The organism is Kitasatospora sp. MBT63 (assembly GCF_000710465.2).
In the GTDB taxonomy this organism is placed as follows: domain Bacteria; phylum Actinomycetota; class Actinomycetes; order Streptomycetales; family Streptomycetaceae; genus Kitasatospora.
In genome coordinates this window covers 1-512 of the sequence record NZ_JAIZ01000511.1, presented here as the reverse complement: position 1 = coordinate 512, position 512 = coordinate 1, and the positions used below count along the sequence as shown (strand labels likewise).

The 512-nt window shown below is 73.2% G+C and carries 1 protein-coding gene; it reads left to right on the top strand.

What is annotated here, in order from left to right:
- Nucleotides 1-133 precede the first annotated feature (133 nt).
- A partial coding sequence (locus tag AA75_RS27130; protein ID WP_033822900.1) for a DEAD/DEAH box helicase occupies nucleotides 134-512 on the top strand: 379 nt, incomplete at its 3' end.

The following is a 512-nucleotide window of genomic DNA, read 5'->3' as shown; positions in this document are numbered from 1 at the left end:
TGAGGTGACGTGCCGCACGGTTTCTCCGTCCACGCCCCGCCCCCCGTACTTTCGGCCCGTTCCCCAGCGACCTCCTGCCGGCGCCCCGCGCTGCGGAGCTGCCACGCGACGTGCCGCCCCAGGAAGGTTTCGCATGAACCGCTCCAGTCACTCCCCGTACCGGAACGCCGACTCCCGCTCCTCGTCCTCATCCCGCTCCGGCGGCGCCTACGGATCCCGCTCCGGCGGCAGCTCCTTCTACGGCGACCGGCCCGGCGGTGGCCGTGGCGGCCGTCGGACCTCCTCGCCGCAGGGCGAGTTCGCGATGCCGGTGAGCACCACTCCGGCGCTCCCGCCCGTCGAGACGTTCGACGAACTGGACATGCCCAAGGCGCTGCTGTCGGTGCTGACCCGCCAGGGCGTCACGTCACCGTTCCCGATCCAGGCCGCGACGCTCCCCAACTCGCTGGCCGGCCGCGACGTCCTCGGGCGTGGCCGCACCGGCTCGGGCAAGACCATCGCGTTCGGCCTCG